Annotated in this window: 19 protein-coding genes, 1 tRNA gene and 1 pseudogene; 7 read left to right on the plus strand and 14 right to left on the minus strand. The window is 72.5% G+C overall.

Translation table 11 applies throughout. The features are described 5' to 3' along the window. Positions 1-2: 2 nt before the first annotated feature. A complete protein-coding gene (locus AB0B58_RS27870; protein ID WP_360229499.1) occupies positions 3-425 on the plus strand; it encodes a hypothetical protein in 423 nt (140 codons plus the stop codon). Between the two features lie 214 nt (positions 426-639). Here the strand turns inward: AB0B58_RS27870 and AB0B58_RS27875 are convergent, their stop codons facing one another. The 9 genes from AB0B58_RS27875 to ssb form a co-directional block, all read right to left on the minus strand. Further along, positions 640-2,202: an ATP-dependent DNA ligase gene (locus tag AB0B58_RS27875; protein WP_360229501.1), complete on the minus strand. Its 1,563-nt coding sequence runs from the start codon at positions 2,200-2,202 to the stop codon at positions 640-642. Positions 2,203-3,229: 1,027 nt separating this feature from the next. Further along, on the minus strand, positions 3,230-3,436 hold the full coding sequence (locus tag AB0B58_RS27880) for a hypothetical protein (protein WP_360229503.1): 207 nt from the start codon (positions 3,434-3,436) through the stop codon (positions 3,230-3,232). Between the two features lie 261 nt (positions 3,437-3,697). Beyond that, positions 3,698-5,167 (minus strand): FAD-dependent monooxygenase, encoded by a 1,470-nt coding sequence (locus AB0B58_RS27885; protein WP_360229505.1) that lies wholly within the window; start codon positions 5,165-5,167, stop codon positions 3,698-3,700. A 1-nt stretch (position 5,168) separates the two neighbouring features. Then, the gene (locus AB0B58_RS27890) at positions 5,169-6,518 is read right to left on the minus strand and encodes a dipeptidase (RefSeq protein ID WP_360229507.1); all 1,350 of its coding nucleotides are present in this window, start codon (positions 6,516-6,518) and stop codon (positions 5,169-5,171) included. A 61-nt stretch (positions 6,519-6,579) separates the two neighbouring features. Further along, positions 6,580-7,641 (minus strand): M48 family metallopeptidase, encoded by a 1,062-nt coding sequence (locus tag AB0B58_RS27895; protein ID WP_360229509.1) that lies wholly within the window; start codon positions 7,639-7,641, stop codon positions 6,580-6,582. 40 nt (positions 7,642-7,681) lie between these two features. After that, the gene (locus AB0B58_RS27900) at positions 7,682-8,290 is read right to left on the minus strand and encodes a hypothetical protein (RefSeq protein WP_360229511.1); all 609 of its coding nucleotides are present in this window, start codon (positions 8,288-8,290) and stop codon (positions 7,682-7,684) included. After that, entirely contained in the window at positions 8,287-9,879 is a 1,593-nt protein-coding gene (locus AB0B58_RS27905) for a cobyric acid synthase (RefSeq protein WP_360229513.1), read from the minus strand. Before AB0B58_RS27905 ends, AB0B58_RS27900 begins: the two co-directional genes overlap by 4 nt. Next, entirely contained in the window at positions 9,876-10,844 is a 969-nt protein-coding gene (locus AB0B58_RS27910) for a cobalamin biosynthesis protein (protein ID WP_360229515.1), read from the minus strand. The genes AB0B58_RS27905 and AB0B58_RS27910 overlap by 4 nt, the downstream gene beginning before the upstream one ends. A 704-nt stretch (positions 10,845-11,548) precedes the next feature. Then, positions 11,549-12,322, minus strand: coding sequence for a single-stranded DNA-binding protein (ssb, locus tag AB0B58_RS27915; protein ID WP_360229517.1), 774 nt, complete (start codon positions 12,320-12,322; stop codon positions 11,549-11,551). Between the two features lie 169 nt (positions 12,323-12,491). On the opposite strand from ssb, the gene AB0B58_RS27920 reads away from it, so the two are divergent. From AB0B58_RS27920 to AB0B58_RS27935, 4 genes and pseudogenes are all read left to right on the plus strand, one after another. Beyond that, positions 12,492-13,499: an alpha/beta hydrolase gene (locus tag AB0B58_RS27920; protein WP_360229519.1), complete on the plus strand. Its 1,008-nt coding sequence runs from the start codon at positions 12,492-12,494 to the stop codon at positions 13,497-13,499. 69 nt (positions 13,500-13,568) lie between these two features. Next, a tRNA-Arg gene (locus tag AB0B58_RS27925) sits at positions 13,569-13,641 on the plus strand. Between the two features lie 515 nt (positions 13,642-14,156). Further along, positions 14,157-16,667 (plus strand): Hsp70 family protein, encoded by a 2,511-nt coding sequence (locus AB0B58_RS27930; protein WP_360229521.1) that lies wholly within the window; start codon positions 14,157-14,159, stop codon positions 16,665-16,667. 15 nt (positions 16,668-16,682) lie between these two features. After that, positions 16,683-16,928, plus strand: a pseudogene (locus AB0B58_RS27935) (hypothetical protein); the annotation flags it as partial. 60 nt (positions 16,929-16,988) lie between these two features. On the opposite strand, the gene AB0B58_RS27940 reads toward AB0B58_RS27935, so the two are convergent. Next, on the minus strand, positions 16,989-18,686 hold the full coding sequence (locus AB0B58_RS27940; protein WP_360229522.1) for an NB-ARC domain-containing protein: 1,698 nt from the start codon (positions 18,684-18,686) through the stop codon (positions 16,989-16,991). Positions 18,687-18,774: 88 nt separating this feature from the next. Here AB0B58_RS27940 and AB0B58_RS27945 point away from each other — a divergent pair, with 88 nt between their 5' ends. Together AB0B58_RS27945 and AB0B58_RS27950 are read left to right on the plus strand one after the other, a co-directional pair. Further along, positions 18,775-19,539 carry an alpha/beta hydrolase gene (locus AB0B58_RS27945; protein ID WP_360229524.1) on the plus strand — a complete coding sequence of 255 codons (765 nt, stop codon included), beginning with the start codon at positions 18,775-18,777 and terminating at the stop codon, positions 19,537-19,539. 108 nt (positions 19,540-19,647) lie between these two features. Then, positions 19,648-20,214 carry a dihydrofolate reductase family protein gene (locus AB0B58_RS27950; protein ID WP_360229526.1) on the plus strand — a complete coding sequence of 189 codons (567 nt, stop codon included), beginning with the start codon at positions 19,648-19,650 and terminating at the stop codon, positions 20,212-20,214. A gap of 12 nt (positions 20,215-20,226) precedes the next feature. Here the strand turns inward: AB0B58_RS27950 and rph are convergent, their stop codons facing one another. From rph to AB0B58_RS27970, 4 genes are all read right to left on the minus strand, one after another. Beyond that, positions 20,227-22,836, minus strand: coding sequence for a rifamycin-inactivating phosphotransferase (rph, locus tag AB0B58_RS27955; RefSeq protein ID WP_360229528.1), 2,610 nt, complete (start codon positions 22,834-22,836; stop codon positions 20,227-20,229). 188 nt (positions 22,837-23,024) lie between these two features. Continuing rightward, the gene (locus AB0B58_RS27960; protein WP_360229530.1) at positions 23,025-23,366 is read right to left on the minus strand and encodes a gamma-glutamylcyclotransferase family protein; all 342 of its coding nucleotides are present in this window, start codon (positions 23,364-23,366) and stop codon (positions 23,025-23,027) included. 22 nt (positions 23,367-23,388) lie between these two features. Further along, positions 23,389-24,093 (minus strand): MOSC domain-containing protein, encoded by a 705-nt coding sequence (locus tag AB0B58_RS27965; protein ID WP_360229532.1) that lies wholly within the window; start codon positions 24,091-24,093, stop codon positions 23,389-23,391. 66 nt (positions 24,094-24,159) lie between these two features. Continuing rightward, complete coding sequence (locus tag AB0B58_RS27970; protein ID WP_360229534.1) at positions 24,160-25,341, minus strand: ABC transporter permease; 1,182 nt, start codon at positions 25,339-25,341, stop codon at positions 24,160-24,162. Positions 25,342-25,343: the final 2 nt, after the last annotated feature.

Consider the following 25,343-nt stretch of genomic DNA (forward strand, 5'->3'; position numbering starts at 1 on the left):
GGGTGACATTCCCGGACGCGAGTGACCCGTGGAGCGTGCCGGCGCCGCCCCCGCCGGCGGACCCGATGGTGCCCGGCCCAGTTGTCGTCCAGATCGGCGACATGGGCGTGACGTCGACGGTGGTGCACACGCCGGCGGGCGACATCCCGCTGGCGGGCTCGACGTGGACGGTGAACGACTACTGGCACAGCGAGCAGAAGATCCCCACTTGGGCGATCGTCGCGGCGATCGTGGGCTTCTGCGTGCTGACGGTCTTCAGCCTGCTGTTCCTGCTCGTCAAGGTCACCATCCCGCGCGGAACCGTGCAGGTGACGGTGACCAACGCCACCCGTCAATACGTGGCGCGCATCCCGGTGACGGACCAGTCCCAGGTGACCTACGTCCACCAGCAGGTCAACTACGTCCGCTCCCTGGCCTCCCTCTGACGCAACGCGGCGCCGACCGTTTCGGTATCGCCCTAGGCCGCCCGTCGGCTCAGGCGTCCAGGGCCGCAGACAGGCGGCTCAGGTCTACAGCGGCCGAGCGTCTCGATCGCGCCTCAGGACCGCCCGCCGGCTCAAGCGTCCAAGGCCACAGGCACAGCGGCTCAGGTCTACGACGGCCGAACGCCTCGAAAGCGCCTCAGGACCGCCCGCCGGCTCAAGCGTCCAAGGCCGCGGGCATTCCGAGGGCCTTGACCATGTCGATGGTGTCCGCTTCCTCCGCACGCTTGTCATCGCGGTAGCGCAGCACGCGCGCGAACCGCAGCGCCACGCCCCCGGGGTAGCGCGGGGATGTCTGCACCCCATCGAAGGCGATCTCCACCACCTGCTCGGGCCGGACCGTGACCACCCAGCCGGAGTCGTCGATCGCCAGCTCCTTGAACCGCTCGGTCTGCCAGCGCAACAGCTCGTCGGTGAGGCCCTTGAAGGTCTTGCCGAGCATGACGAACCCGCCGGTGCGCGGGTCGCGGGCGCCGAGGTGCAGGTTGGACAGCCAGCCCTGACGCCGGCCGTGTCCCCACTCGACGGCAAGCACGACCAGGTCGAGCGTGTGCCGGGGCTTGACCTTGACCCAGGCGGCGCCGCGGCGGCCCACGTCGTAGGGAGCCTCCTGCGCCTTGACCACGATGCCCTCCTGGCCGGCGGCGAGCGCGGCCGCGAAGGCCTCGGCGGCCTGCTCCTCGGTCTCGACGGTCCGGCGGCCGACGATGAGGCCGTCGGGCAGCGCATCGGCGAGGGCCGCCCAGCGCACCCGGCCGGGCTCGTCCAGCAGGTCGGTGCCGTCGAGATGCAAGAGGTCGAAGAAGTAGGGGACCAGCGCGGGGCCCTCCACCGGCCCGGCCTTGCCACCACGCCGGGCGCCGCGGGTGGCCGCCCGGCTGGACGTCTCCTGGAACGGCCGGGGTCGACCCAGCGCATCGAGGGCCATGGCCTCGCCGTCGAGCACGATCTCCCGCGCCGGCAACGCCCGCACGGCGGCGACGACCTCGGGCAGCCGGGGCGTGATGTCGTCGAGGCTGCGGGTGAAGACGGCCACCTCGTCGCCGGAGCGGTGCACCTGAATGCGGATGCCGTCGAGCTTCACGTCGACGGTGGCGGGTGCCCCGGTCGCCAGGAGCGCGGCGCCGACGTCCGGGGCGCTGCCGGCCAGCATCGGGGTCAGCGGGGTGCCGACCCGCAGGCTGAAGTCGGCGAGTGCCGCCGCCCCGCCGGTCAGCGCGGCGACGGCGACCTGCTTCAGGTCACCGGAGAGCAGGAGCGCCCGGCGGACCACGGTGGCGGGAACCTCGGCGGCCCGGGCGATGGCATCCGCCAGCAGGCCGGCCTGCGCGCCCTGGCGGATCTCGCCGCTGAACAGGCCGACCAGCAGCCGTTGCTCGTTGGCCGTCGCCCGGCCGAAGAGCCCGGCGAGCAGGTCGCGGCGGCGGGCCTGTGAGCCAGTGCCGGAGACCGCCGAGATGGCGGCGATCTGCGCGTCGACGTCGGCAACGGTGAGGCTGGGCTCAGCGGCCGGTGCGGGCCGGTCCCGCAGGCCGGCATAGCCGACGCCGGTCTGCCGCTGCCGCAGCTCGCCGGCGAGGTAGGCGGAACCGGCGGCCAGCTCATCGGGCGCGAGGCGACGAAGCGCGTCGGCGAGCAGGTCGATCTTGGCCTTGCGGCCGGACGTCGCAGAGACGGCTGCCGAGGTGGCTGCCAGGTCGAGGAACCGCACGAACCCCATCCTGGCAGCCACCTACGACATTCGCGGGCCGGTGGTGACACGCTCCCCCGTGAAGCGGTCAACACCGGCCCTCCGCCGGACCCGAACCGGCCGGATCCGCGGCAAACCTGCCGGGCTGGCCCGGCCGACTGGCGGCGACCTGCCCCGCGCCGTGGTCAGGACTGGAAAGTCCGGCGATCCAACCCGGGCCGACCGACCCGCCGGCAGGCCCGAGCTCAAGCCGATCCATGGCGAGCCCGAGCAAGTCGGGCCGACCCGGGGCCGGCCGCGGCTCAAGCCGACCCGGGGCCGGCCGTGACTCAAGCCGACCCGCCGGCCAGTCCGAGCAAGTCGGCGGTCGACCCGCCGCCAGTGTCGACCGTCCTGGCCGAACGACCCGCTCAGTCTGCTGTGGTGCCCGGCGACGTCTGCCTTGGCGCCCGGCGACCTCTGCTGTGGCGCCCCGGCGACGAACCTGCAAGACCAGCACCGCACGAGCCACCCAAGCCAATTTCGCGTGAGCGGCGCCGAGCCAACCCGCCGAATAGCGCGACACGCACCCAAGCCGACCCGGGAATCAGCACGACACCCGAGCCAACCCGCGTCAGCACCGCTACAAGCGCCCGAGCCAACCCGCGTGAGCAGCACGACACCCAAGCCAGCAGCCGGCAATAGACCCACACCCAACCCGCGCTCGAACAGCCGACAGCCGATGCCCAAACCCGACCGGGGCCCAAATCAGTCGTGCCCAAGCAATCCGGCACGAGGCACCGACGTTCACCGGGTCGATGCCGACAACAACTCTGACTCCGGCCTCCTTGCCGCGCTGGCGCCGGTTTGCGATACCACCCAAGCCAGAACCATCAGAACCAGACGGAGCCAGCCGGGCCCAGCGCGACGCTGCGGACGGGCCCGACCGCAGCAGCGCAGATACTCAGCCGGCGAGAACTCAGGACCGGGCCGCAGCCAGCCCGATGGTGGGTCTGGATCCAGACGCATCGCGCTGCGGCGTGATGCGTCTCGCTCCGGCCCAGGGCAGGGAACAAGGTCAGGCGGCGACGGGCTCCGCGACCCGGAAGCCACGCGCGCGAACCGCGTCGGCGACACGACTGACCTGCGCATCGAGCTCACAAAGGGCGTCGGACAACTCGGCGAGCTTGTCGTTGAGGGCGGCCTGGTCCCACCCGGAGACGTCGACGTCCCCCAGAGCACTGCCGGCGGCACGGAGCGCCGCGATAGCGTCATTCGAACTCATGTTCGAATCCTAACAGGATTGATCTCGGGTCCGCACCTGACTCACCCGATCCAGCGAGTCCGATTTCGGCGACCGCCAGGCCGTCCGGCATCGCCGACGCGCGGCAACACCGGCACGCCACCGGGGCAACTGATGCTCAGTGACGGCGCCCGCAAAGCGGCATCCGTGGCATGGCATCCGGGCCGCTCAGACCAGCCCAGGCCACTCAACGCGGCAGACAACCGCCGGCCATTCAACGCGGCAGCGGACTGCCGTCGATCGTCACTGCGGCGGCATCGCGCGCCGGAACACCTCGGCCGCTTCCGGGGGCGTCGCCTGCGCGGCCACGAACCCGTCCGGCCTTACGAGGTAGAGCCGCCCCGGGAGCAGGTTGGTCTGCGGAGCCGGGCCGAACATGTGCACGGGCAGCCCCAGGTCCGGAGCGTCCGACTCGGTCAGCCCGCCGTACCCGTGGATCTGCCATTGCAGGGAGCGCAGCACCTCGAAGTTGCCGCCGGCCCACTGCAGCCGGCGACCGACGACCGGATCCGGCGGGGCGTCCGGGGTCAGGTGGTAGCGGATCCGGATCTGCGACACGTACCCGAAGAGGCGCGAGCCGCCCGCCGTCCGCGGCAGCGCCCGGACGCCGATCGACGCCAGTAGCGGCACCACGACGCGGCGCAGGACGCTCAGCGACGTCTTCTGCGACGTGATGAAGCCGAACACCCGGTCGGTCGTCGCCACCAGGGTCTTCGCGACCGGTCGCCGCTCGGCCTCGTAGCGGTCCAGCCAGGCGTCGCCCGCGCGGCCGTGCACGACGTCGGCGAGCTTGAAGGCCAGGTTGTGCGCGTCCTGCAGGCCCGTGTTCATGCCCTGGGCGCCGACCGGGGAGTGCACGTGCGCCGCGTCGCCGGCGAGGAAGAACGGGCCGTCCCGGAATTTCCCGGCGACCCGGTGGTGGACCTTGTAGGTGGCGAACCAGCGGGATTGGGCGTAGGTGACCGCGAAGTCGCTGCGCATCCGGGCCTGCGCGTCCTCCTCGGCCAGCTTGCCGTCGGCGTCCTCGTCGCGGACCAGGCCGATCAGGCGCCAGTTGCCGCGGCCCCGCATCGGGAAGCCGAGGAGGAAGTCCGCCTTGCCGGGGCGCACGTTGATCGCGTCGTCGACCAGGCCGGCCACCGCCGTCGCGTCGATGACGTAGAACGTCTGCGGGTTGGTCACCCCGTCGAACGCGATGGCGCGCGACCTGCGGACCACCGAGTTCGCCCCGTCGGCGCCGACGCAGAAGCGGGCCGTGATCGTGGTGTCGCCGACGACCGCCTCGACGTGGTCCGCGCCGCCGGTCAGCGAGGTGACCGATTCGCCCCAGCGGACCGAGCCGCCGAGCGCCTGCAGGTTCGCGTACAGAATCTGCTCGTTGCGGCTCTGCTCCAGGACCTCGATCCACGGGTACGGCGTGAGGTCGCCGCCCAGCGGCCCGAGCGGGATCCGGCCGAAGACGCGGCTGCCGAAGCCCGGTGCGAGCGCCTCGGCCCGGTGCGCCGCCTCGAGGACGGCGTCGGCGAGGCCGAGCTGGTCGTACACCTCGATGCTGCGCGCCTGGACCACCAGCGCCCGCGACTCCCGGGTGGGCCCGTCCTTGCCGTCCACGACGATCACCCGGACGCCGAGCTTCACCAGCCAGTTCGCCAGCATCAGCCCGGTCGGTCCGGCACCGACCACGAGAACGTCGCAGCTCAGCTCGTCGGCCATGTCACTTGCCCAGCGCGGCCACATTGCGCAGGAGCAGCGCCTCGGCGAGGCAGACCCGGGCGAACTCGCCGAGATGCAGGCTCTCGTTGGGGCCGTGCGCGGCCGCGTGCGGGTCCTCGACGCCGGTCACCAGGATCGCCGCCTCGGGGAAGAGCTCCTGGAAGGTGGCGATGAACGGGATCGAGCCGCCGACTCCCATGTCGACCGGTGCCACGCCGTCCCACGCGTCGCGGAACGCGGACCGCGCGGCGTCGTAGGCCGGGCCGACCGCATCGATCACGCAGGGCGCTCCGCCGCTCTCCAGCGTCACCTCGACGTGCGCACCCCACGGCACGAACTTCTCGAGGTGGGCGCGGATCGCCGCGTACGCCGAGTGCCAGTCGTCGCCGGGCGCCAGCCGCACGCTCAGCTTGGCCTTCGCCCTGGGCACCAGGGCGTTGGGGGCCTCATCGGTCCTCGGGGCGTCGATGCCGAGCACCGCGACCGCCGGCTTGGACCAGATCCGGTCGGTGAGCCGGCCCTCGCCGATCAGTTTGACCCCGTCGAGGATCCCGGCCTCGTGGCGGAACCGGTCCTCCGGGTAGTCGACGGTGGCGTTCTCCCGGCCGACCAGGCCGTCGATGGCGACCTCGCCGTTCTCGTCGTGCAGGGTGGCGATGAGCCGCGACAGGACGGTGAGCGCGTCGGGGACCGGGCCGCCGAACATGCCGCTGTGCACGGCGTTGCCGATGGTGCTGACCTCGACGAAGCAGTTGACCAGCCCACGCAGCGAGGTGGTCAGGGCCGGCACGCCGATGTCCCAGTTGCCGGAGTCCGCGATGACGATGACATCGGAGCGCAGCGTCTCCCGGTGTGTCTGGAGCAGCTCGTCGAGCGACTCGGAGCCGTACTCCTCCTCGCCCTCCACGAACAGCACGACGCCGACCGGCAACCGGTCACCGAACGCCCGCAGCGCCGCGACGTGGGCCATCACGCCGGCCTTGTCGTCGGCGGCGCCCCGGCCGTAGAGCCGTCCGTCGCGCTCGACCGGCTCGAACGGGTCGCTGGTCCACAGCGCGGGGTCGCCGGCCGGCTGGACGTCGTGGTGCGCGTAGAGCAGGACGGTCGGGGCGCCCGCGGGGGCGGCCCGGCGGCCGATGACGGCCGGCTGACCCGAGCCTCGGACGATCTGCACCTCGAGGCCGCAGCCGCGCAGCAGCTCGGCGACGGCCTCGGCGGACCGCTCGACGTGCGAGTGGTCGAAGCCGTCGAACGCGATCCCGGGGATTCGGACCAACCGCTCGAGGTCGGCACGGACGCCGGGCAGCTCCCGCGCGATCGCGGCGCGCAGTTCGTCTTCTGTCAGGGTCATGAGGCGATCCTAAGCCGGTGGGGCGGAGCGCCGCGGGCTCACCTCGATGGCTGTGGACAACTCAGCTTGCCGGCGGTGGGTCACCCTCGCTGCCGCGGCCCCGGCCGGCCCAGTCGCGGGCGCCGCGGGCGGCGGATCCGGCCATGTCGGCGGCGCCGCCACCGAGCTTGCGGAGCAGGCTGACGAGCGGGTCCTGCGAGTTGTTGAAGGTCTGCCGGTACGAGTCCGCGGCGGCCTTGACGTCCTCGGTGACCGAGGCGTTGCCGTCGGAGTCCCGGCGCGGGTAGTCGCCCTCGAGGATCCGGCCGTAGTCGCCGGCGTCGATCCACTTGCGCAGCTCGCTGGCCCGCGCCACCGGCACCGGGTGGGTGCTCCACGCGGTCATCCCCAGCTTGTGGATGCTGTCTCGCAGGTCGCCGCCGCCTTCGTACTCGGCCGCCTGCTCCAGGAACGCGGTCGTGTCGATCTGCGAGAGATCGCCGCCGCCTGCGAGCTTCATCAGCAGCCGCAGCGAGGCGGCCGGGTCCTGGCCGGCGAGCAGGCCGGCCCGGTCGGCGGAGAGCTCGGCCTTGCGCCACCACTCGTACATCGCCACGATGATCGCCCGGAGCGTGATGGCGCCGACCGGCATCCAGCTGATGCTCGCGGCCCACCGGGTGAGGATCATCATGATCGTCTTGTAGACGGCGTGGCCACTGCGAACGTGGCCGATCTCGTGGCCGAGCAGCGCGCGCAGCTCCTCGTCGTCGAGCTTCTCGACGGCGCCGGTGGTGATGACGATGAACGGCTTGTCCATGCCGATCGCCTGACCGTTGATCATCGGCGACTGTTCCACGTAGAGCTCGGGCAGCTCGGCCACGTCGAGTGTCGCCGCCGCCTCGGTGAAGCGCTGGTAGACGCGCGGGTACTGCCGGTGGTCGACGCGAATGGCCCCGGCCAGGAACGACAGGCGGAAGCCGCGCTCGTTCCACATGCCGAAGAACGCCTTCACGATGTCGTCGAAGCCACGAAGCTCGCGCAGCGCGGTGAGAGCCCCGCGGTCGGCGGGGTGCTCCCACGCCCGCGAGCTGATGCCCGTCAGCGTGATCCGGCGCCGCGTCGGGCGGTTGTCGTCGGTCGTCATCGTCCGTCCCCGTTCCGCCGCTCTCACGGCTGATCATGGTTCAGTCCGCCGGCGCCGGCGCGAGCCGTTCGTACCGATCGTCGGTGTCCTCCGCGGCGCCGTCGACCAGAAGATCCACATGCGCCGCGGTCGCGTCCGACTCGAAGTGCTCGTCCTCGTTTGCGCGCCAGCGCTCAAGGTACGCCCGGAACGCAACATCGTCGCGTCCGTCGCGTGCGATGGCACGTCGCCACCGCAGTTCCGGCGGCGCGGTGACCAGAACGGAGTACGAAAGCTCCGGCCGGATCACCCGCCGCGCGGCGGTCACCCCCTCCAGCAGTACGGCCGGAGCGGGCTCGACGGTGACCGGGTCTCCGCCGAACTCCCCTCGGTGCCAGAGGTAGCGGCGGTAGGTGGCGGACCGGCCGTGCCGCAGCGGATCGAGCACCTGTTCCTCGAGCCGCCCCCAGAAGCTGAACTGGTCGTCCCAGCCGTCGAGCAGGTCGTCGGTGTGCACGACAGGGATGTCGGCGACCTTGGCCAGCCGCCCGGCGAACCGGCTCTTGCCCGCCCCGCTGGGCCCGTCGACGGCGACGAGCCGTACGGGACCGAGCCGGGGCTCGGTGGCGAGAATCCGCGCGGCCAGGGCCGCATAGGTCTCGGCACTCATCCGGCGGTCCCGGGGCCCTCGCCGGTGGGGACGCGCCGGTGCGCGAAGGCTCCCCCGTCGGCGGGGGCGCCCGGCGGGATGAAGGGGAGGTTCTTCGGCGGCCCCGCTTCGATGAGACGCCAGAGCGCGTCCGTGTCGAGGTGCTCCTCCACCAGGTCGCCGAGCACGTCGAGCGCGCGTTCGCGCACCTGCGCGAAGCGGGTGTCCGGCGCGACCACGAAGCCGGACCGGCCCGCCTGCCGGGCGGCCTCGGACAGGAACCGGCGGCGGAACCCGTCCGACTCGAAGGCGCCGTGCCAGTGCGTGCCGCAGACCGCTCCGGCGACCGCGCCCTCCGGTGTGCCGTCCGTGTACCTCAGCAGCGGGTCGGGGTCGCCCGCCGAGACGTACCCGTGGTGGATCTCGTAGCCGCTCACCGGGACCTGCCCCCAGGCCGTGCCCCGCGACCGGGCCAGCGTCTTCCGCTCGCCGAACGTGATGTCGACCGGCAGCAGGCCGAGGCCGGGAACGGTGCCGCGGCGGCTCTCGACGTCGTCGTGGATGGTGCCGGCGAGCATCTGGAAGCCACCGCAGATCCCGACGAGCGGCTTGCCCGCCGCGGCGTGTACGCGGATCGCGTCGTCGAGGCCGGTCTCGCGCAGCCAGGCCAGATCGCTGACCGTGGCCTTGGAACCGGGCAGCACGACCAGGTCCGCGTCGGCGATCTCGGCGGGCTCGATGGTCAGGCGAACCTGTACGCCCGGCTCGGTGGCGAGGGCTTCGGCGTCCGTGGCGTTCGAGATGCGCGGCAGGCGCACGACGGCGACCCGCAACCACTCGGTGCCGCGCGGCGCGGCGGGCCGGCCGAGCACCCGCCCGTACGCCAGGGAGTCCTCGGCGTCCAGCCACACGTCCAGGTTGAAGGGCAGCACGCCGTGCACGGGCCGCCCGGTGGAGGCTGTGATCATGTCGAGACCCGGCTGCAACAGGCCCAGGTCGCCGCGGAACTTGTTGATGACGAACCCGCTGATCAACGCCTGGTCCTCGGGGCTGAGCAGCGCGACCGTGCCGAACAGCGCGGCGAAGACCCCGCCACGATCGATGTCACCGACCACGATCGCCGGCAGGCCGGCGTGCCGGGCCAGGCCCATGTTGACGAAGTCCCCGTCCCGCAGGTTGATCTCCGCGGGGCTGCCGGCACCCTCGCAGATCACCGCGTCGTACTCGTCGCGCAACTGCGCCAGCGTCGCGTGTGCGGCTTCGGCGAGGCGCGGCCGCAGGGAACGGTAGTTGCCCGCGGTCACGGTGTCGACGGCCTGGCCGAGCAGCACGACCTGGCTGGAGTAGTCGCTGCCGGGCTTCAGCAGCACCGGGTTGAAGCGGATGTCCGGCGCGATCCCGCACGCGGCGGCCTGCATGGCCTGCGCACGGCCGATCTCGCCGCCGCGCCCGTCGGCGCCGACCACGACGACGGAGTTGTTGGACATGTTCTGCGCCTTGAACGGGGCGACCTTGACGCCGCGGCGGTGCAGCCAGCGGCAGATCCCGGCGGTGAGCACGCTCTTGCCCGCGTCCGAGGTGGTCCCCGCGACCAGCAGCCCGCCGCTCATCGGCGCACCAGGCCGGACCGGACCAGCGCGACGCCCGCGGCGAGCACCGCGGCGCCGGCGCCGACGGCTCCGGAGATCCGGGCCGCGCGGCGCAGGTCGCCGGCGGACGGTCGCGGTCCGTCGCCCAGCAGCGGCCGGGTCTCGGTACGTCCGAAGTAGACGTTGCGCCCGCCCAGCCGCACGCCGAGCGCGCCGGCCATCGCGGACTCGCACTGCCCCGCGTTGGGGCTGGGGTGGTCGTTGCGGTCCCGGCGCCACACCCGCAGTGCCTCGGCGCTGCCACCCCGCGCCAGCGGTGCGGCGGCGATCGTGAGCAACCCGGTGAGCCGGGAGGGCAGCAGGTTGAGCACGTCGTCGAGGCGCGCCGACGCGGTGCCGAACCGGGCGTACCGCGCGGACCGGTGGCCGACCATCGCGTCGAGGGTGTTGGCGGCCCGGTAGCCGAGCAGCCCGGGCAGGCCGAGCAGCCCACCCCAGAGCAGCGGCGCGACGACCGCGTCGGAGGTGTTCTCGGCGACCGATTCGACGGTGGCGCGGGCGAGTTCGGGCTCGTCGAGGGTCGAGGGATCGCGGCCGCAGAGGTGACTGAGCCGGTCCCGCGCCGCGGGCAGGTCGGCACGCTCGAGGTGCCCGGCCATCACGGCGGACTCGCGACGCAGCGTGCGGCCGCCGAGGACGGTCCAGGTCGCGGCGGCGACCAGCGCGGCGCGGGCCGCGGGCCGCCGCCGGGTCACCGCGGCGGCGGCAAGCCCGGCCGCGACCGGGACGCCGACCGCCACGGCGGTGAACGCCGCTCCGGCGCGGCGCCTCGGCGAGTAGAGGCGACGTTCCAGCGCGCCGGCGGCCCGGCCGAAGCCGGCCACCGGGTGCAGGCGCCGCGGGTCACCGAACACCGCGTCCAGGGCATAGCCCGCGAGCAGGCCGACGGCGTCGGCAGCGCTGGCATCCGGCCTCGAGATCCGCATTCGCCCAGTTCCTCCCACTCACTCACCCTAGTAAGCCCTTCCCCGCCCGTCCGGTCCGCCCGCCTCCTGACCCCCTTCGGGCGCGGACCCCCGCGCCGGCCGCCGCCCAGGCGACTGGGACGGCGGCCGGCCGATGCCGCCCGGCCCGTGCGGGCGCGTTCCGCCTTGCCGGGCGGATGCGCCTCTCGGGCGGGGTTTCGGGGAGCGCCCTCGGCGCGGGCCGGGCGGCCCGGGTGGCGGGTGGGTGCCGACCACCGAACACCCACCCGCCGGGCCGGTCGTTCGCGGCGCTCACCCCAGGGCGCCTGATCGACCGGGTCGGAGAGCGGCGGCGGAAGACGGGGACCTTCCGCCGCCGCGGCTCAGGGCCCGGCCGCCGTCGAACGACGACGGCCGGGCCGCCGGCGGCGGTCAGCGCCGCGCGGCAGGGGGCTGGGCGGGCGGTGCCACCCACCGGGCAGCCACCCGCCGGACCGATGGACCTCGCGCTCGCCCCCGGCGAGGCCCATCGGCCGGCCGGCCCTCGGCCATCCGCACCGGGACCGGTGCGCACCGCCCGAACTCCCGTGCGGTGGCGGCCGCGGAGGTCGGCGCCGCGCGTCGGGGTGTCGGCCGGGTGGGTGGAAGGGAGGGCCGGTCCGGCGCCGCCGCTGCGCAACCCACGGGGGAATGTCGGTCCCGCAGCGGCGGCAGCTCAGGAGACATCAGGCGGGCACGGGCTGCCGCCGGCCGCCACGGCTCCGGCCGGCGCGACGGCCGCCGCCCTCGCCCGCGGTCTCCGCCTCGGGCTCGCCGGAAGGACCGGGCTCCCCCGACGGATCAGGCTCCCCGGAGACGCCGGGCTCCGCCGAGGAACCGGGCTCCGCCGACGGGCCGGGCTCGCCCGAAGATCCGGGCTCCTCCACCTGCGGCATCGCCATGTCGACGTCGAACGGCTCGAGGGTGCCGCCGCGCAGCGCGGCGAGTGGCGGGACGTCCTCGAACGTCGGCTCGTCGCCGTCGAGGACTCCGTCGCCGTACACGGTCGGGGCCTCCTCCTCGGAGACCAGCGCCGCCGACTCGCCGCGGATCTGGCCCTCCGCCTCCGCCGTCTCCACCGTGCTCGTCGCGGCGGGCTTATTGCGCAGGAAGCGGCCGCGGCCGCGGGCCAGGTCGTGGCCGACCGACACCGCCTCCATCTCGTAAGTGGTGCGCAGGTTGCCGTCGGCGTCGGTCCAGTCGCGGGTGAAGAGGCGTCCCGCCACGACGACCGGGTCGCCGACCGTGACCGAGGACGCCACGCCCTCGGCGAGGCGGCGCCAGCAGTTGACCCGTACGCGGAATTGGTTGCCGTCGACCCAGCGGCCGCTCTCCCGGTCCATCCGCCGGGCGGTCGACGCCACCCGGAAGTTGGCGACCAGGGCGTTGGTGCTGGCGGTGCGGCGCCACTCCGGCGCGGTCAGGACATTTCCGACGACTACGACGTTTGTCTCGAACACTGCTTCTCCTTCGACGTGGGGAATCTGGGAAGCAGCGTGCAGTGAATGCCCCGATGTCCGCTTCGAAAGCTTCTCCGGCCTGTGGACGGCGGCAGAATGTGGAAAACGGCTCAAGATCGGTGGGCTCTGCTATAGCGCCAAGAACCCTACGCGTGGGTAACCTAACGGCGTGGAGACCGACGTCCTAGGCCTGCCGTACGAGCGACACACCATCGACCTGGGCACCGACGACGAGGGTGCAGTCATCGCGACCCTCGTCCGCCGCCGCGGGGACACCCCGTCGCGCCGCGCGGTGCTCTACGTACACGGATTCGTGGATTACTTCTTCCAGACCCACCTCGCCGACTTCTTCGTCGAACGGGGCTGGGACTTCTACGCGCTCGATCTGCGCAAGTACGGCCGCAGCCTGCTCGAGCACCAGACGCCGAACTTCTGCCGCAGCCTCACCGACTACTACCCGGAGCTGGACGAGGCGGTCCGGATCATCCGCGAGGAGGACGGCCACGACCAGCTGCTGGTCGCCGGGCACTCCACCGGAGGCCTGGTCACGTCGCTGTGGGCGCACTCGAGGAGCGGCCAGGGCCTCGTCGACGGCCTGTTCCTGAACAGCCCGTTCTTCGACTTCAACGTGCCGTGGCTGCTACGCAGGCCACTGATGAAGATCGTCGGCCGGGCCGGCCGCAAGCCCTACCGGACGCTGCCCGTGGGCAGTCTCGGCCTGTACGGACAGAGTCTGCACAGCGACTACCGTGGTGAGTGGACGTACGACCTCGCATGGAAGCCGCTGAACGGCTTTCCCGTACGCGCGGGATGGCTCGAAGCGATCCGGCGCGGCCAGGCCCGCCTGCGCGCCGGGCTGGCCATCGACGCACCCGTGCTCGTCGCCTGCTCGACGCGGACCTTCCGGGGCCGCGGCTGGACCGAGGAGGTCCGGGTCTCCGATGCGGTCCTGGACGTGGAACACATCGTGCGCTGGGCTCCGTGCCTGGGACCACGGGTGACGATCGCCCGATTCGACGGCGGGGTGCACGACCTCACCCTGTCCGGCAAGGACGTCCGCACCGAGGTCTTCCGCGAGCTGGGCAGATGGGTGGACGCGTTCGTACCGCCGCAGGGCACGCCGGAGGTCTCGGTTCCGCCCGCGCCGGAGGACAAAGCGGGCGTGGCGACTCACTGACATCCCGCTCGACCGGGCGGCGGCAAAACTCTAGTATGTGCAGGCCAGCCCACCATGTGGGCTGGTCAGGCGCTCGTAGCTCAGCGGATAGAGCAACGGACTTCTAATCCGTCGGTCGCAGGTTCGAATCCTGCCGGGCGCGCCGAGGTCAAGGCATTGATCATCGATCTTCCAGAGGCTCGCGTGGTGCGACTCATGGCCGTACCGAGCCGGAGTTTCCACAGCTCACCCCCGGTACGGCTGGTACGGCCCACTGAGAGCCGCTGTGCTGTATGCGGCCATCACCCGCGCCGACGGTGTCGGAATCTGGGCCGTACGGCGCTCTCAGCGGGCCGGTCTAACGCCCGTACCCGGCGCACTCCCGGCCGCCGAGGCGGACGACGGCGAGGACGGCCGCCGCGCAGCAGCCGGCCAACCTGGACAGTCGTGGCGTGTGCCGCATGACACCTCCGGTCGCATTAGTCGGTATCGATTGCACCGAGTTTGCAACAGCATGACTGACCCGTGACATATCCGGCGGCAACACATCGACTATCGTCAAAATGATGTGCGGCGGTGCAGCCTTTGGTGCATCCGTCGCCTGCGGCCTTGTCGGTGCCGGTGCCGCGGCCGATGCTGGTTGCCGGCCCACACGGGCGCGCGAACGGGAGGAGGCCGGTGTACGGGCTGGGCGTGGACCTCGGTACCACCTGGACCGCGGCGGCAGTGCGGCGCGGCAGCGGCGTGGAGGTGCTCCGGCTCGGCGGCCGACGTCCCGAGATCCCGTCGGTGATCTTCCTCCCGGCCGGCGGGCCGGTGCTGGTCGGCGAGCCGGCCGTGCGCCACGGCGAGCAGGAACCGGGCCGGCTGGCCCGCGAGTTCAAGCGGCGGGTCGGCGACCCGGTGCCGCTGCTGATCGGCGGCTCGCCCTATCCGGCACACGCGCTGCTCGCCCGCCAGCTGGAGCACGTCCTGGCGGTCGCCACGACCAACGAGCAGGGCCCGCCCGGCTCACTGGTGCTCACCTGCCCGGCGAACTGGGGTCCGTTCAAGCGCGACCTGCTGGAACAGGCCGCCCGCCTGGCCGACGCGCCGCGGGTGGTGCTGCGCAGCGAGCCCGAGGCGGCCGCGGCCTCGTATGCGGCGGGCGAGCACATGGACGACGGCGACGTGGTGGCCGTCTACGACCTGGGCGGCGGCACCTTCGACGCGGCCGTGCTGCGCCGCACCGCCGACGGGTTCGAGCTGCTCGGCACGCCGGACGGGATCGAGCAGCTGGGCGGGTCCGACTTCGACGAGGCCGTCTTCGAGCACGTGACCCAGATCCTGCCGGCCGACCGGCTGACCGGTGACGACCCCGACCTGGTGCCGGCGCTCACCCAGCTGCGGCGCGACTGCGTGGACGCCAAGGAGGCGCTCTCCTACGACACCGAGGTGATGATCCGGGTGGCGCTGCCCGGCCTGCACACCCGGGTGCGGCTGACCCGGCACGAGTTCGAGGCGATGATCGAGCCGGCGCTGCAGGAGACGGTGCGCTCGCTGGGCCGCGCGCTGCGCTCGGCCGACGTCGCCCCGGAGCGGCTGCGCGCGGTCCTGCTGGCCGGCGGGTCGTCGCGGATCCCGCTGGCCGGCGCGCTGGTCGGCGAGGCGTTCGGCCGGCCGGTCGTGGTCGACCCCAACCCGGAGCACAGCATTGCGCTGGGCGCCGCCCGGCTCACCGCCCACGTCCCGGCGCTGCTGCCCGTGCCGCCGGCCGCGGCCCGGGCGGCCGCGCCCGCACCGGCGCCGCGCACCTCCCCGCCGCCAACGCCATCGTCGCCCGAGCCGGCGACCATGCCGCTGCGGCTCGGCGAGCCGCCGACCGTGCCGCTGCGGATCGCCGAGCCGCTGACCCAGCTGCTGCCGCTCCCCGCCCCGCAGGCTCAGCCGCCCCCGCGCGGTACGCCGCCAGCCCAGCCGGCGCCGCAGGTGACGCCGCCGGCGGCGTCGCCCCCGCGCTGGACGGCGCCGGCTCCGACGCCGCCGCACGGGACGCCGCAGGCCCCGACGCCTCCGCATGGGACGCCGCAGGCCCCGACGACCCCGCGTGGGACGGCGCCGGCCGTGACGCCGCCGCACGGGACGCCGCAGGCCCCGACGACCCCGCGTGGGACGGCGCCGGCCGTGACGCCGCCGCACGGGACGCCGCAGGCCCCGACGACCCCAAGCGTGACGCCGCCGACTTCGTCGCCCCCGCGCTGGACGGCGCCGGCTCCGACGCCGCCGCACGGGACGCCGCAGGCCCCGACGCCTCCGCATGGGACGCCGCAGGCCGCGACGACCCCGCGTGGGACGGCGCCGGCTCCGGCGCTCCCGCAGGTGACGCCGCCCCGCGGGACGGCTCCGGCCAAGCCCCTCTCCCCGGCCCCGCCCGCCGCGGCGGGCGAGCCACCGTCCGATGCTCCCGGCCGCGGCCGGCGTCGCATCCGCATCCTGGTCGCGGCCGCCGCCGTCCTGCTGATCGCCGCCAGCGTGCCGATCGCCGTACGGCTGCTGCGCGCCGACGACCACCCGGCCGCCGCCCCGTCGCCGACCGCCAGCGCCCCGGCCTGCGGGTTCGACGAAGACTTCGTCGGCACCACGGTGGACCCCGCCTGGGAACGCACCCGGGCAGACGCGTCGATCATCGTGAGCGGCGGGATGGCCGAAATGGACGCCCCGGACGGTGCGGACATCTTCACCTCCTACATGACGGCGCCGATGCTGCTGCGCCCGGCCACCGGCGACTTCGTCCTGGAGACCACGTTGGAGGTGACCCCGTCCGTGTTCTACCAGGGCGCCGGGCTGCTGCTGTGGAACGGCCCGAACAGCTACGTGCGGATCGAGCGTGCCTTCGGCAAGACCGGGACAGTGGGCTTCGAGTACAAGGACGGTGGCAAGCACACGCGGGTGCACGGGCCGCTGCCCAACCAGAACCCGATCGAGACCGCGGCCGCCCGGCTCGTTCTGCGAATGACTCGGACGGGCGACACCATCACCGGCTCCTGGCGCTCCCTCGACACGTCCGAGTTCTCCGATCTGGCCACCGTCTCGATGACGACACTGCCGCAGGCCGTGCGGGTCGGCGTGTCCGTACTCAACCGGGCCCAGTTCGGTGCGAAGCCCACCCCGTTCCGTGCCCGCTTCGCCCGGATCACACTGACCTGCTGAGGCTCGACCGCACGCGCCCGGAACAAGGTCGAGTTGTGTTTCACCCCGACCTACGGCTCCTGGGCCAACCCGATCGAGGCCCAGTTCGGGCCGCTACGCACCTTCGTGATCGCCGGTTCCCATCACCCGAATCACCCCGCGCTGACCGGCCACCTACACCGACACCTGCGCTGGCGCAATGCCAACGCCCGCCATCCCGACATCCTGGCCGCTCAATGCCGTGAACGCGCCCGCATCCGCAGCGAACGACAACAACACTGAGGCTGAACGTCATGGCCCCTTCCAATCCGTCGGTCGCAGGCTCGAGACCCCGCTACGGGCTCAATTGGCCTGGCTCTCGATCTCGTGCTGATGAAGATCGGCCATGTAGCCGTGCTGGTCGGCCATGATCTCGCTCTGGTGCATCAGCTGGAACGTGAGAGCCGCCATGAGGGACATGATCGAGCGGACGTCGACGCGCTGGTGCCGCGGACCGTGCCGGCTGTCGAGCACCTCGAGCCCGTACCGTAGGCCGGTTGCCACCAGGTCACCCACGACGAGTCCCCATCGGAGCACCTCGTTGCCACGCTCAACGGCGGTTCGCGCCTCGGCTTGTTCCGGGTCGGGCGCGGGTGCGCCCACCGGCCGAAGATAGGCCTGATTCCGGATGATTCGCTGGACCAGCTGATGAACCCGGAGGGTTTCCGGCCCGTCGATGGCGATCAGCGAGGTCTCGAGCAGGATCTTGACCAGCTCGTCGAAGTCCTTGCTGTTCCGGGTGGCTTGAGCCAACTCCTGGGGCAGGATTTCTGGTTTCAGCAAGGGCAGATCGCGCGGGATGGCGACCGGTGCCACGAATGAATAGACCATCAGCAGTGCGCCGGCCGCCGGATGGCGTTCGATCGCCAGTTCTACCGCAAGGGCAACGGTGGCGGTGACCGCGCCGCTTGCGTAGTCGCCGGGCGCTCCCTCGCCGAGCAGCAGTTCTCGGCGGTAGCGCTCCAGGTAGCGGCCCAGGCTGATGCCGACGGTCCGGCAGTAGGCGCCGACCTGCTCCAGGGCGAGCGGGAGCCCGGCCATCTCCCGGGCCAGCGTCGTGGCGGCGGGGCGGCCGTTCGGGTCGTTGGCCCGGGTCATCAGGAACTGGGCCGCTTCGCGCTGTCCGAAGGGTGCCAGCTCGATCGCTTCCGCGGCGGAGTCCCAGGCCGGATTGCGGGACGTCACCAGGGCCCGACCGCCGCGCTTCGGGATGAACGGTCGCAGGACGTCCGGACCGCCGGCGTTGTCGAAGAGGAGAAGCCATCGTCGCCGCCCGGACAGCATGGCCACTGCCCTCGAGGCTGCCTTCGCGTCGTCCGTTTCCTCGATGCCCAGCTGTTCGGCGAGCCGTGCCAGGCCGAACCTCAGGCTCTCCTCGGTCGACGCGTCCACTCGCCACGCGATGACGGCGTCGTCGCCGTGCTGGTGGGCATAGGCCGCCGCCAGCTGGCTCTTACCGATGCCGGGAGGTCCGACGAGCGCCACGACGGCGCGCATCCCGGCTTCGCCGAGGCGGCGCATCGCGGCGTCGATGAGCCGGATGTCCCCGTCGCGGTGCACGAACGTCCGGACCGGCGGAGGTATGTCCCAGATCAATGCCTCGGCCGGTTCGGTGTCCTGTGCGCCGCGCGACCTCCTGGCCGCGGCGGATTGCCACCATGCGCCGCCGGCGGCGATGGCGGCGAGTATCGCGGACACGACACTCGACACCTGGTCGGCGTTCTCCAGGTTGACGGCGTCCGGGAGATCGAACCCCGACCAGGTCATCGCCGCAGTGCCGGCCGAGACGACGGAGAGGATGGCGGCGAGAATCCACAGCCGCCGCGATGCTGAGCTGCGACGACGGGGATACATCGGCATATCGGTGCTAACGAGGGGGAGGGTGCCGCGACACTTCTGGCGACCGGTTATTTGACTGGCCGGCGGTGGGGCCGGGTTGATAGCGTCCCGGCAGATCCGTGACCCGGCCGAGGAGGTGAGACCCGTGAACGCAGTTCGCACGTGGTGCTCCCTCCCGTCACGGACGGGCGACTGACCGACCGTCGCCGGGAGCGCCCATCAGGATGGCACTCCCGAAAGGCACCAAACCATGCATTCTGTACGTTTCACCGCCGAGTCCTCGTCCGACGGTGTCGTCGAGCGCGACTTCCTCGTGGGCGAGATCCCGGGTGTGCTCTGGGCACCCGCATCCGGCGCCGATCACGCCCCGATCGTGCTCGTGGGGCACAACGGCGGCATGCACAAGAAGGCGCCGGGGCTCCGGGCCCGCGCCCTGCACGCCGCGGCCGCCTGGGGGTTCAACGTCGTCGCGATCGACGCGCCGGGACACGGCGACCGCCCGCGCACGGACGAGGACGAGGACGAGCGGGCCCGTACGGAGATCCGGCAGGCCGTGACGGCGCGGGACACCCCGCGGTTCGCCGCGGCCAGCGTCCGCTTCACGGCCTCGCTCGCGGAACAGGCCGTAGCTGAGTGGCGGGCGACGCTGGACGCCCTGCAGGCGCTGCCGCAGATCGGCCCGGACGCGCCGGTCGGCTACGGCGGGGGCATCTCGATGGGCACGGCGATCGGGGTACGGCTGACCGCGGTCGAGCCCCGGATCACCGCCGCGATCTTCGGCGGCGGGTTCTTTGTGGACGAACCGGTGATCACCGCCGCGCGACAGATCACCGTACCGGTCCAGTTCCTGCTGCCGTGGGACGACGAGCACGCCGACCGTTCGTCCGGGCTCGCGTTGTTCGACGCGTTCGCCTCCGCGGAGAAGACGTTGCACGCGAACCCGGGCGACCACCGCACCGTCCGGTGGGTCGGCCTGGACGACACGTTCCTGTCGCGCCACCTCGGCCGGGTCTGACCGGACCGGTACCGGCGTCCGGCGCGAAGCCGGGCGCCGGTATCGGTGACAAGATTCGCGATCCTGGTCAGGATGAAAGGCCCAGACCGAGACCAAGGGGTTCCGATCATGCGGAAGCTGATAGCGACGGTGTTCAACTACTCGCTCGACGGCCTTCTCGCCGACGAGGGCACCGAGTTCTGGAAGTTCTGCTTCGACCAGCCCGAGAACCGCGATCCCAGCAACCCGTCGCAACTCGGGTTCCTCCAGGGCGCGTACGCGCACGTCATGGGCCGCACCGCCTACGAGAGCATCGCCGAGGCCATGACGACAACGGCCACCGACCATCCTTTCGCCGACATCCTGACCGCCGGTCGCAAGGTCGTCTTCTCCCGGACCCTGAAGACGGCCGACTGGGCCAACACCGCCATCGCCGCCGGCGACACGACAGAAGAGATCGACAAGCTCAGGCTGGGCGGGGACGGCTACATCGTGGTCTGGGGCGGCGTCAGCCTGTGGCGGTCGCTCATGCGGCTCGACCTGATCGACGAGCTCCACCTGAGCCTGTTCTCCTACGTCGCGGGCGAGGGCACCCGGCTGTTCGACGGCGTCCCCGGTTCCTACCGGCTCGACCTGGTCTCCAGCTCCACTTCCGGCAGCGGGAGCATCAACCTGCGGTACCGCCGGAACCGCTGACCGGCGGCACCGTCACGGCAGGAGCTCGACGTACCCGTCGGTTCCGTGCACGCGGATCCGCTGCCCGTCGGTGATCAGCCGGGTCGCATCCACCACGCCGACGACGGCCGGCAGGCCGTACTCCCGGGCGATCACCGCGCCGTGGGTCATCTGGCCGCCCACCTCCGTCACCAGACCCGTGATCGCGACGAACAGGGGCGACCAGCTGGGGTCCGTGTAGGTGGTGACCAGGATGTCGCCGGCCTCGAGGTCGGCCTCCGCGATGTCGACGATGACGCGGGCCCGGCCCTCGACGGTTCCGGCGGAGACCGGCAGGCCGACCAGGGCGCCGGCCGGCACGTCGTCGCGCCGGTACGCCCCGGTGACGGCCTCGCCGTCGGACGTGAGCACCCGGGGTGGCGTGAGCGCCTGGTACGACCGGAACGCGTCCTTGCGCCGCTGGATGAGCCGGTCGTCCAGCCGGTTGGTGCGCACGACGTCGTGGAACTCCTGGAACGTGAGGTAGAAGGCGTCCTCCCGCTCGGGAAGCACGCCGGCCCGCACGAGGCGCTCGGCCTCCTCCAGCAGGGCCTGCTTGTAGACGAAGTAGCGGCTGATGATGTTGTACTTCGGGTACTCCCGGTAGCCGATGAAGGTCCGTACCCGGTCGATCATCCGTTTGGTCTCGTCGGCCTTCCGCTCGCCGTCCGGCAGGGCCCGCAGGCGTTCCAGCACGTCCTGTTCCTTCTGCCGCGCCGCCTGCCGCCCCTGCTCGAAGCGCCGCTCGGCGGCACCCGGCTCGAAGAGCTTGATGTTGTCGAGGATCAGCGGCACGAGCGTCGTGGGGCGTTCGCTCCAGCGCGGCCTGGTGATGTCGATCTCGCCGACGCAGCGCATGCCGTACCGGTCGAGGTAGGCCTCGATGGCGTCGCGAGCTTCGGTCCCGCCCGCGAGCTTCGGCAGTTCGTCCAGGAAGCCCTCGTCCTCGACCCCCTGCAGGAACGCCACCACCTCCGGATGCGGGCGGATCACGTCCGCGACGTCGAGCAGTGCCAGCCCCATCTCAGAGGTGACGTTGCCGGGTGCGGACAGCGTGAGCGTGTCGGCCGCGTTCTTCTCGCCCAGCCATTCCCGCAGCTGGTCGTTGAGCCACCAGGTGGCTTCCATCCCCGCCATGATCGCCTGCATGCTCAGCGGATCGCCGAGGACCCGCTTGTGCTCCTGGATGGCCTCCAGCAGGAAGTCGAACAGCGCCGGTCCGGTCTTCGTCCGGATGTCGCGCCGCAGGGCGGCCGTCGAGGTCCTGCCGCGCTCGATCAGCTCGGTGACGATGGCCGGATCGGTACCGATCGGGGCGGACGCGCCGCGGACCGGTGGCCCGCCGGGACCGCCGCCGGGAGCCCCGTCGGGGAGCGTCGGGATGAAGTCGCCGCGGTCGAGGACGGTCTCCAGCGCGTCCCTGATCAGCGGATCGGCCCTTCCCGCGACGTCCAGGAAGGCGGCACGGCTCGCCGGCGAGGCCAGGCGCATGGTGGCGTCGACGAACAGCCTCCCGCCGGCCTCGTGCATCGGCGCCATGGCCGTCAGCTGCCACATGGAGAGGCCCAGGGGTTTCATGGGGTCGGTCATCATCTGCTGGTGGCCGACGGAGAGGTAGACGTGGTTCTCCTGGTCGCCGGTCTCGGGAACGGGGAACAGCGTGGTGATCGGCCGGCTCTGCACGATCTGGAAGCCGTCGTCGACCAGGCACCATTCGATGTCCTGCGGGCGGCCGAAGTGCGCTTCGACCCGCCGCCCGAGCTGCACGAGCCGCACGACCTGCGTATCCGTCAGCGCCGGCTGCGCCTGCCGCTCCGGCTCGATCGCCACTTCCCGCGTTCCGCCCGCCGGCAGGGCCTGCACGGCGAGCCGCTTGGTGGCGATCGCCTTGGCGACGACCTCGCCGTCGCGCACCTTGAAGACGTCCGGGTTCACCAGGCCGGAGACCAGGGCCTCGCCGAGGCCGAAGCCGGCGTCCACGGCGGCGACCTTCCGGTTGCCCGTGACGGGGTCGGCCGTGAAGAGGACGCCGGCCGCCTGCGGGAAGACCATCCGCTGCACAACGACGGCCATGTGGACCTTCCGGTGGTCGAAGCCGTTGCGCAGGCGGTAGGTCACGGCCCGCTCGGTGAACAGCGACGCCCAGCACCGGCCGACGTGCCGGAGGATCGCCGCCGGGCCCCTGACGTTCAGGTACGTGTCCTGCTGGCCCGCGAAGGAAGCCGTCGGCAGGTCCTCCGCCGTCGCGCTGGATCGGACGGCGTATGCCGCCTGCCCGCCGAGCCGTGCGAGCGCGCCGGTGACCGCCGCCGCCAGGTCGTCGGGGATGGCGACCCCCTCGAGCGTCTGACGGATCTCCGCGCTGAGCGTGCGGATCGCGTCCCGGGCGTCCGGGTTCAGGCGCGACAGCCGATCCAGTAGATCGTCGATCGACGGCGCCTCCGCCATGATCCGCCGGAAGGCATGCGTCGTCACGCAGAAGCCCGCCGGCACGCGGATGCCGTCGATCCGCGACAGCTCCCCCAGGTGCGCGCCCTTGCCGCCGACGAGCGCGACCTGCCGCTCGCCCTCCTCATGAAGATCCAACACGTACTGCTCGATCATTTGCGATCCCTCCGGGGCATCCGTGCTCCATGGTGTCCTGCGCTAGGGTCTGGCGCCATGACGGACACCGGCTGGCTGCTCGGCTTCTTCGCCGGCGACGGGTCGACGCCGCACCATCCCGACGAGACGGTGACCGGCGGAATGTTGATCGCGCGTCCGCGCGCGGAGCCCGGCTGACCCGCACCGCGTCACCGAGGCTGTTGCGCCCCGACGTACACCCACGCGGTGTCGCCCGATGCCAGGGCTGCCTCGACGCGGCGATAGTCGTCGACCTCGTACTCGTCGGCCAGCAGAAGCTCGTCGTCGGTCACCTCGAACACCGCGCCCTCGACCGTGTCCGCCCGGTCGCCGGCGAGCAGGATCGGGTGGTGCGTCCGGCCGCTGACGGCGACGACCCCCGGATCGGCTATTTCGATCAGGCCGAGCCGGAAGCCGAGGATCCGATCGTCGCGACCAGCGAGCTCCCTGCCGAAGTTGGCCTTCTGCACGGCCGGGTCGCGCAGGGTTCCATAGGAGAACAGCAGCGGCATGATCCGGATCCTATCCCCGGTCTCACGTCCACCAGCACCGATCGCCGACGGCGATCCGGCCCGCGCGCTCCACGGTGGCGTACCCGCCGAAGGTCAGGTCGTGGTGCTCGGCGACGGCCTTGAGCAGGTCGTTCCGCTCGCCGGCCCGGTCCTGCGCCATGTCGATCATCGCGCACCGGGTGAGCGGGCGGACCGGCCGCAGGACGACCTGCGGGCCGACCCGCAGCCGGCGCCCCGGCCAGCCGTCCTCGGGGAAGCCGCTGCCGGGAACGTCGATCAGGAGATTCGCCCGGAACCGCTGCGGGTCGACGCACCCGCCGCCCGGCTCGGCGCCGCTGAGCTCGGTGAGCCGGCGCAGGGCCGCGGTGGTGATGAGGCTGACCGGGCCCTCGTCGTGATGCGCGACCGTTCCCTCCGGTACGAGGGTCACCGGCCGGCCGAGCGCCTCGCCGACCGCCCGGTGCCCGGCCGGATCGTCGGCGGCGAAGCGGCGGCCGTCGGGCATTTCGACGATCGGTGCCGGCTCCGCGGCGTACGCGCGGAACCGGAACAGGCCCGGCATCCGCCGGAACCGGCGGGTGTTCTTGCCACTGCCGAGCTTTCCGTCCGGGTCACGCACCGCCCACAGGCGGTCGCCGACCACGCCGCGGCTGTCCACCTCGGCGCCGGTGACCACCTCGCCGAGCATCGACTTGACCGGGTATCGGCGAATCTCTGCCACCATCACGGGCCGACAGTAAACCCCGGCCACACGGACCTGGGCGGCTGTTGCACGCCCAGGTCCGTCGCCGGGTCATGCGGAGGCGAGCGCCTCCGTGGGCGCCAGTCGGGCCGCGCGGACGGCCGGATACCAACCGGCCACCGCCCCGATCACCACGGTCGCGCCGACCCCGCCGCACAGGGCCCACAGCGGCACCACGGTCGGCCAGGTCTGCGTCGAGGCGTAGAACGCCGTGACCACGAATCCGATCAGCACTCCCGCAGCCCCGCCGGCCAGCGACAACAGCATCGACTCCGACACGAACTGCACCCGGATCTGCCCCCGCGTCGCCCCCAGCGACCGGCGCAGTCCGATCTCGGCCCGCCGCTCCAGGACGGAGATCACCATGGTGTTGGCCACCCCGATGCCCCCCACCAGCAACGCGACCGCGCCCAGCCCAAGCAGCAGCTGGGTGAAGGTCCGGTCCGTCGCCCGCCGAGCCTCCAGCGCGTCCGACGGCCGGGAGACCTTGACCTCGTTGGGGTTCGACGGGTTGGCCGTCGCCGCCAGGACCCCCCGCACCGCGCTGACCTGCGCGTCCGCCGATCGCGTGTAGACGGTCGTCGGATGGCCGTCGAAGTCCAGGTACTCCGCGGCCGAGGGCCAGCCCACCAGCGCGGCCGAGTCCAGCTCCGGCGCCAGCGGCACCGGGTTCAGCACCCCGACCACCGTGAACCAGCGCCCGCCCAGGTAGACCGACGGCACCGAGCCGAGCCGCCGCGCCGCAGTCGCGCCAAGCACCACCGCCGGGTAGCGTGCGGTCGCCGCGTTCAGCCAGCTCCCCGACGCCACCGAGGCGCCGACGGTCGACAGCAGGCCCGGCTGGGCCGCCGCCACCGAGATGCCGCCGGTCTGCGCCGACGGGATCCGGTCCGTGCGGTACACCCCCGTGTCGGAGACCGCCCCGATCGCCGCGACCGCGTACACCGGGCCGATCCGGGAGATCATCGAGACCGACTCGTCGGGCAGGGTCGCGCTTTCGCCGAACATCGTGTTGCCCGGCCCGACGGTCAGCAGGTTCGTGCCGAGCGCCGCCAGCGCGCGGTCCAGGTCGGCACGGCTGGAGGACGAGATCCCGACGACCGCGGTCATCGCCGCGATGCCGATCGCGATCCCCAGCGCGGAGAGCACGGCCCGCAACGGACGCGCCCGCAGCCCGGACAGGCCGACCCGGGCCAGATCCGAGACGCGCAGCCGGGCAGGTGACAGGACCATGG

The organism is Actinoplanes sp. NPDC049118, from assembly GCF_040648555.1.
Lineage (GTDB): Bacteria > Actinomycetota > Actinomycetes > Mycobacteriales > Micromonosporaceae > Actinoplanes.

What these genes read in the sequence shown, in the direction of transcription:
- AB0B58_RS27875 (WP_360229501.1), bottom strand. Translation starts at nt 2,202, where the DNA reads ATGGGGTTCGTGCGGTTCCTCGACCTGGCAGCCACCTCGGCAGCCGTC.
- AB0B58_RS27880 (WP_360229503.1), bottom strand. Translation starts at nt 3,436, where the DNA reads ATGAGTTCGAATGACGCTATCGCGGCGCTCCGTGCCGCCGGCAGTGCT.
- AB0B58_RS27885 (WP_360229505.1), bottom strand. Translation starts at nt 5,167, where the DNA reads ATGGCCGACGAGCTGAGCTGCGACGTTCTCGTGGTCGGTGCCGGACCG.
- AB0B58_RS27890 (WP_360229507.1), bottom strand. Translation starts at nt 6,518, where the DNA reads ATGACCCTGACAGAAGACGAACTGCGCGCCGCGATCGCGCGGGAGCTG.
- AB0B58_RS27895 (WP_360229509.1), bottom strand. Translation starts at nt 7,641, where the DNA reads ATGACGACCGACGACAACCGCCCGACGCGGCGCCGGATCACGCTGACG.
- AB0B58_RS27900 (WP_360229511.1), bottom strand. Translation starts at nt 8,290, where the DNA reads ATGAGTGCCGAGACCTATGCGGCCCTGGCCGCGCGGATTCTCGCCACC.
- AB0B58_RS27905 (WP_360229513.1), bottom strand. Translation starts at nt 9,879, where the DNA reads ATGAGCGGCGGGCTGCTGGTCGCGGGGACCACCTCGGACGCGGGCAAG.
- AB0B58_RS27910 (WP_360229515.1), bottom strand. Translation starts at nt 10,844, where the DNA reads ATGCGGATCTCGAGGCCGGATGCCAGCGCTGCCGACGCCGTCGGCCTG.
- AB0B58_RS27945 (WP_360229524.1), top strand. Translation starts at nt 18,775, where the DNA reads ATGCATTCTGTACGTTTCACCGCCGAGTCCTCGTCCGACGGTGTCGTC.
- AB0B58_RS27950 (WP_360229526.1), top strand. Translation starts at nt 19,648, where the DNA reads ATGCGGAAGCTGATAGCGACGGTGTTCAACTACTCGCTCGACGGCCTT.
- rph (WP_360229528.1), bottom strand. Translation starts at nt 22,836, where the DNA reads ATGATCGAGCAGTACGTGTTGGATCTTCATGAGGAGGGCGAGCGGCAG.
- AB0B58_RS27960 (WP_360229530.1), bottom strand. Translation starts at nt 23,366, where the DNA reads ATGCCGCTGCTGTTCTCCTATGGAACCCTGCGCGACCCGGCCGTGCAG.
- AB0B58_RS27970 (WP_360229534.1), bottom strand. Translation starts at nt 25,341, where the DNA reads ATGGTCCTGTCACCTGCCCGGCTGCGCGTCTCGGATCTGGCCCGGGTC.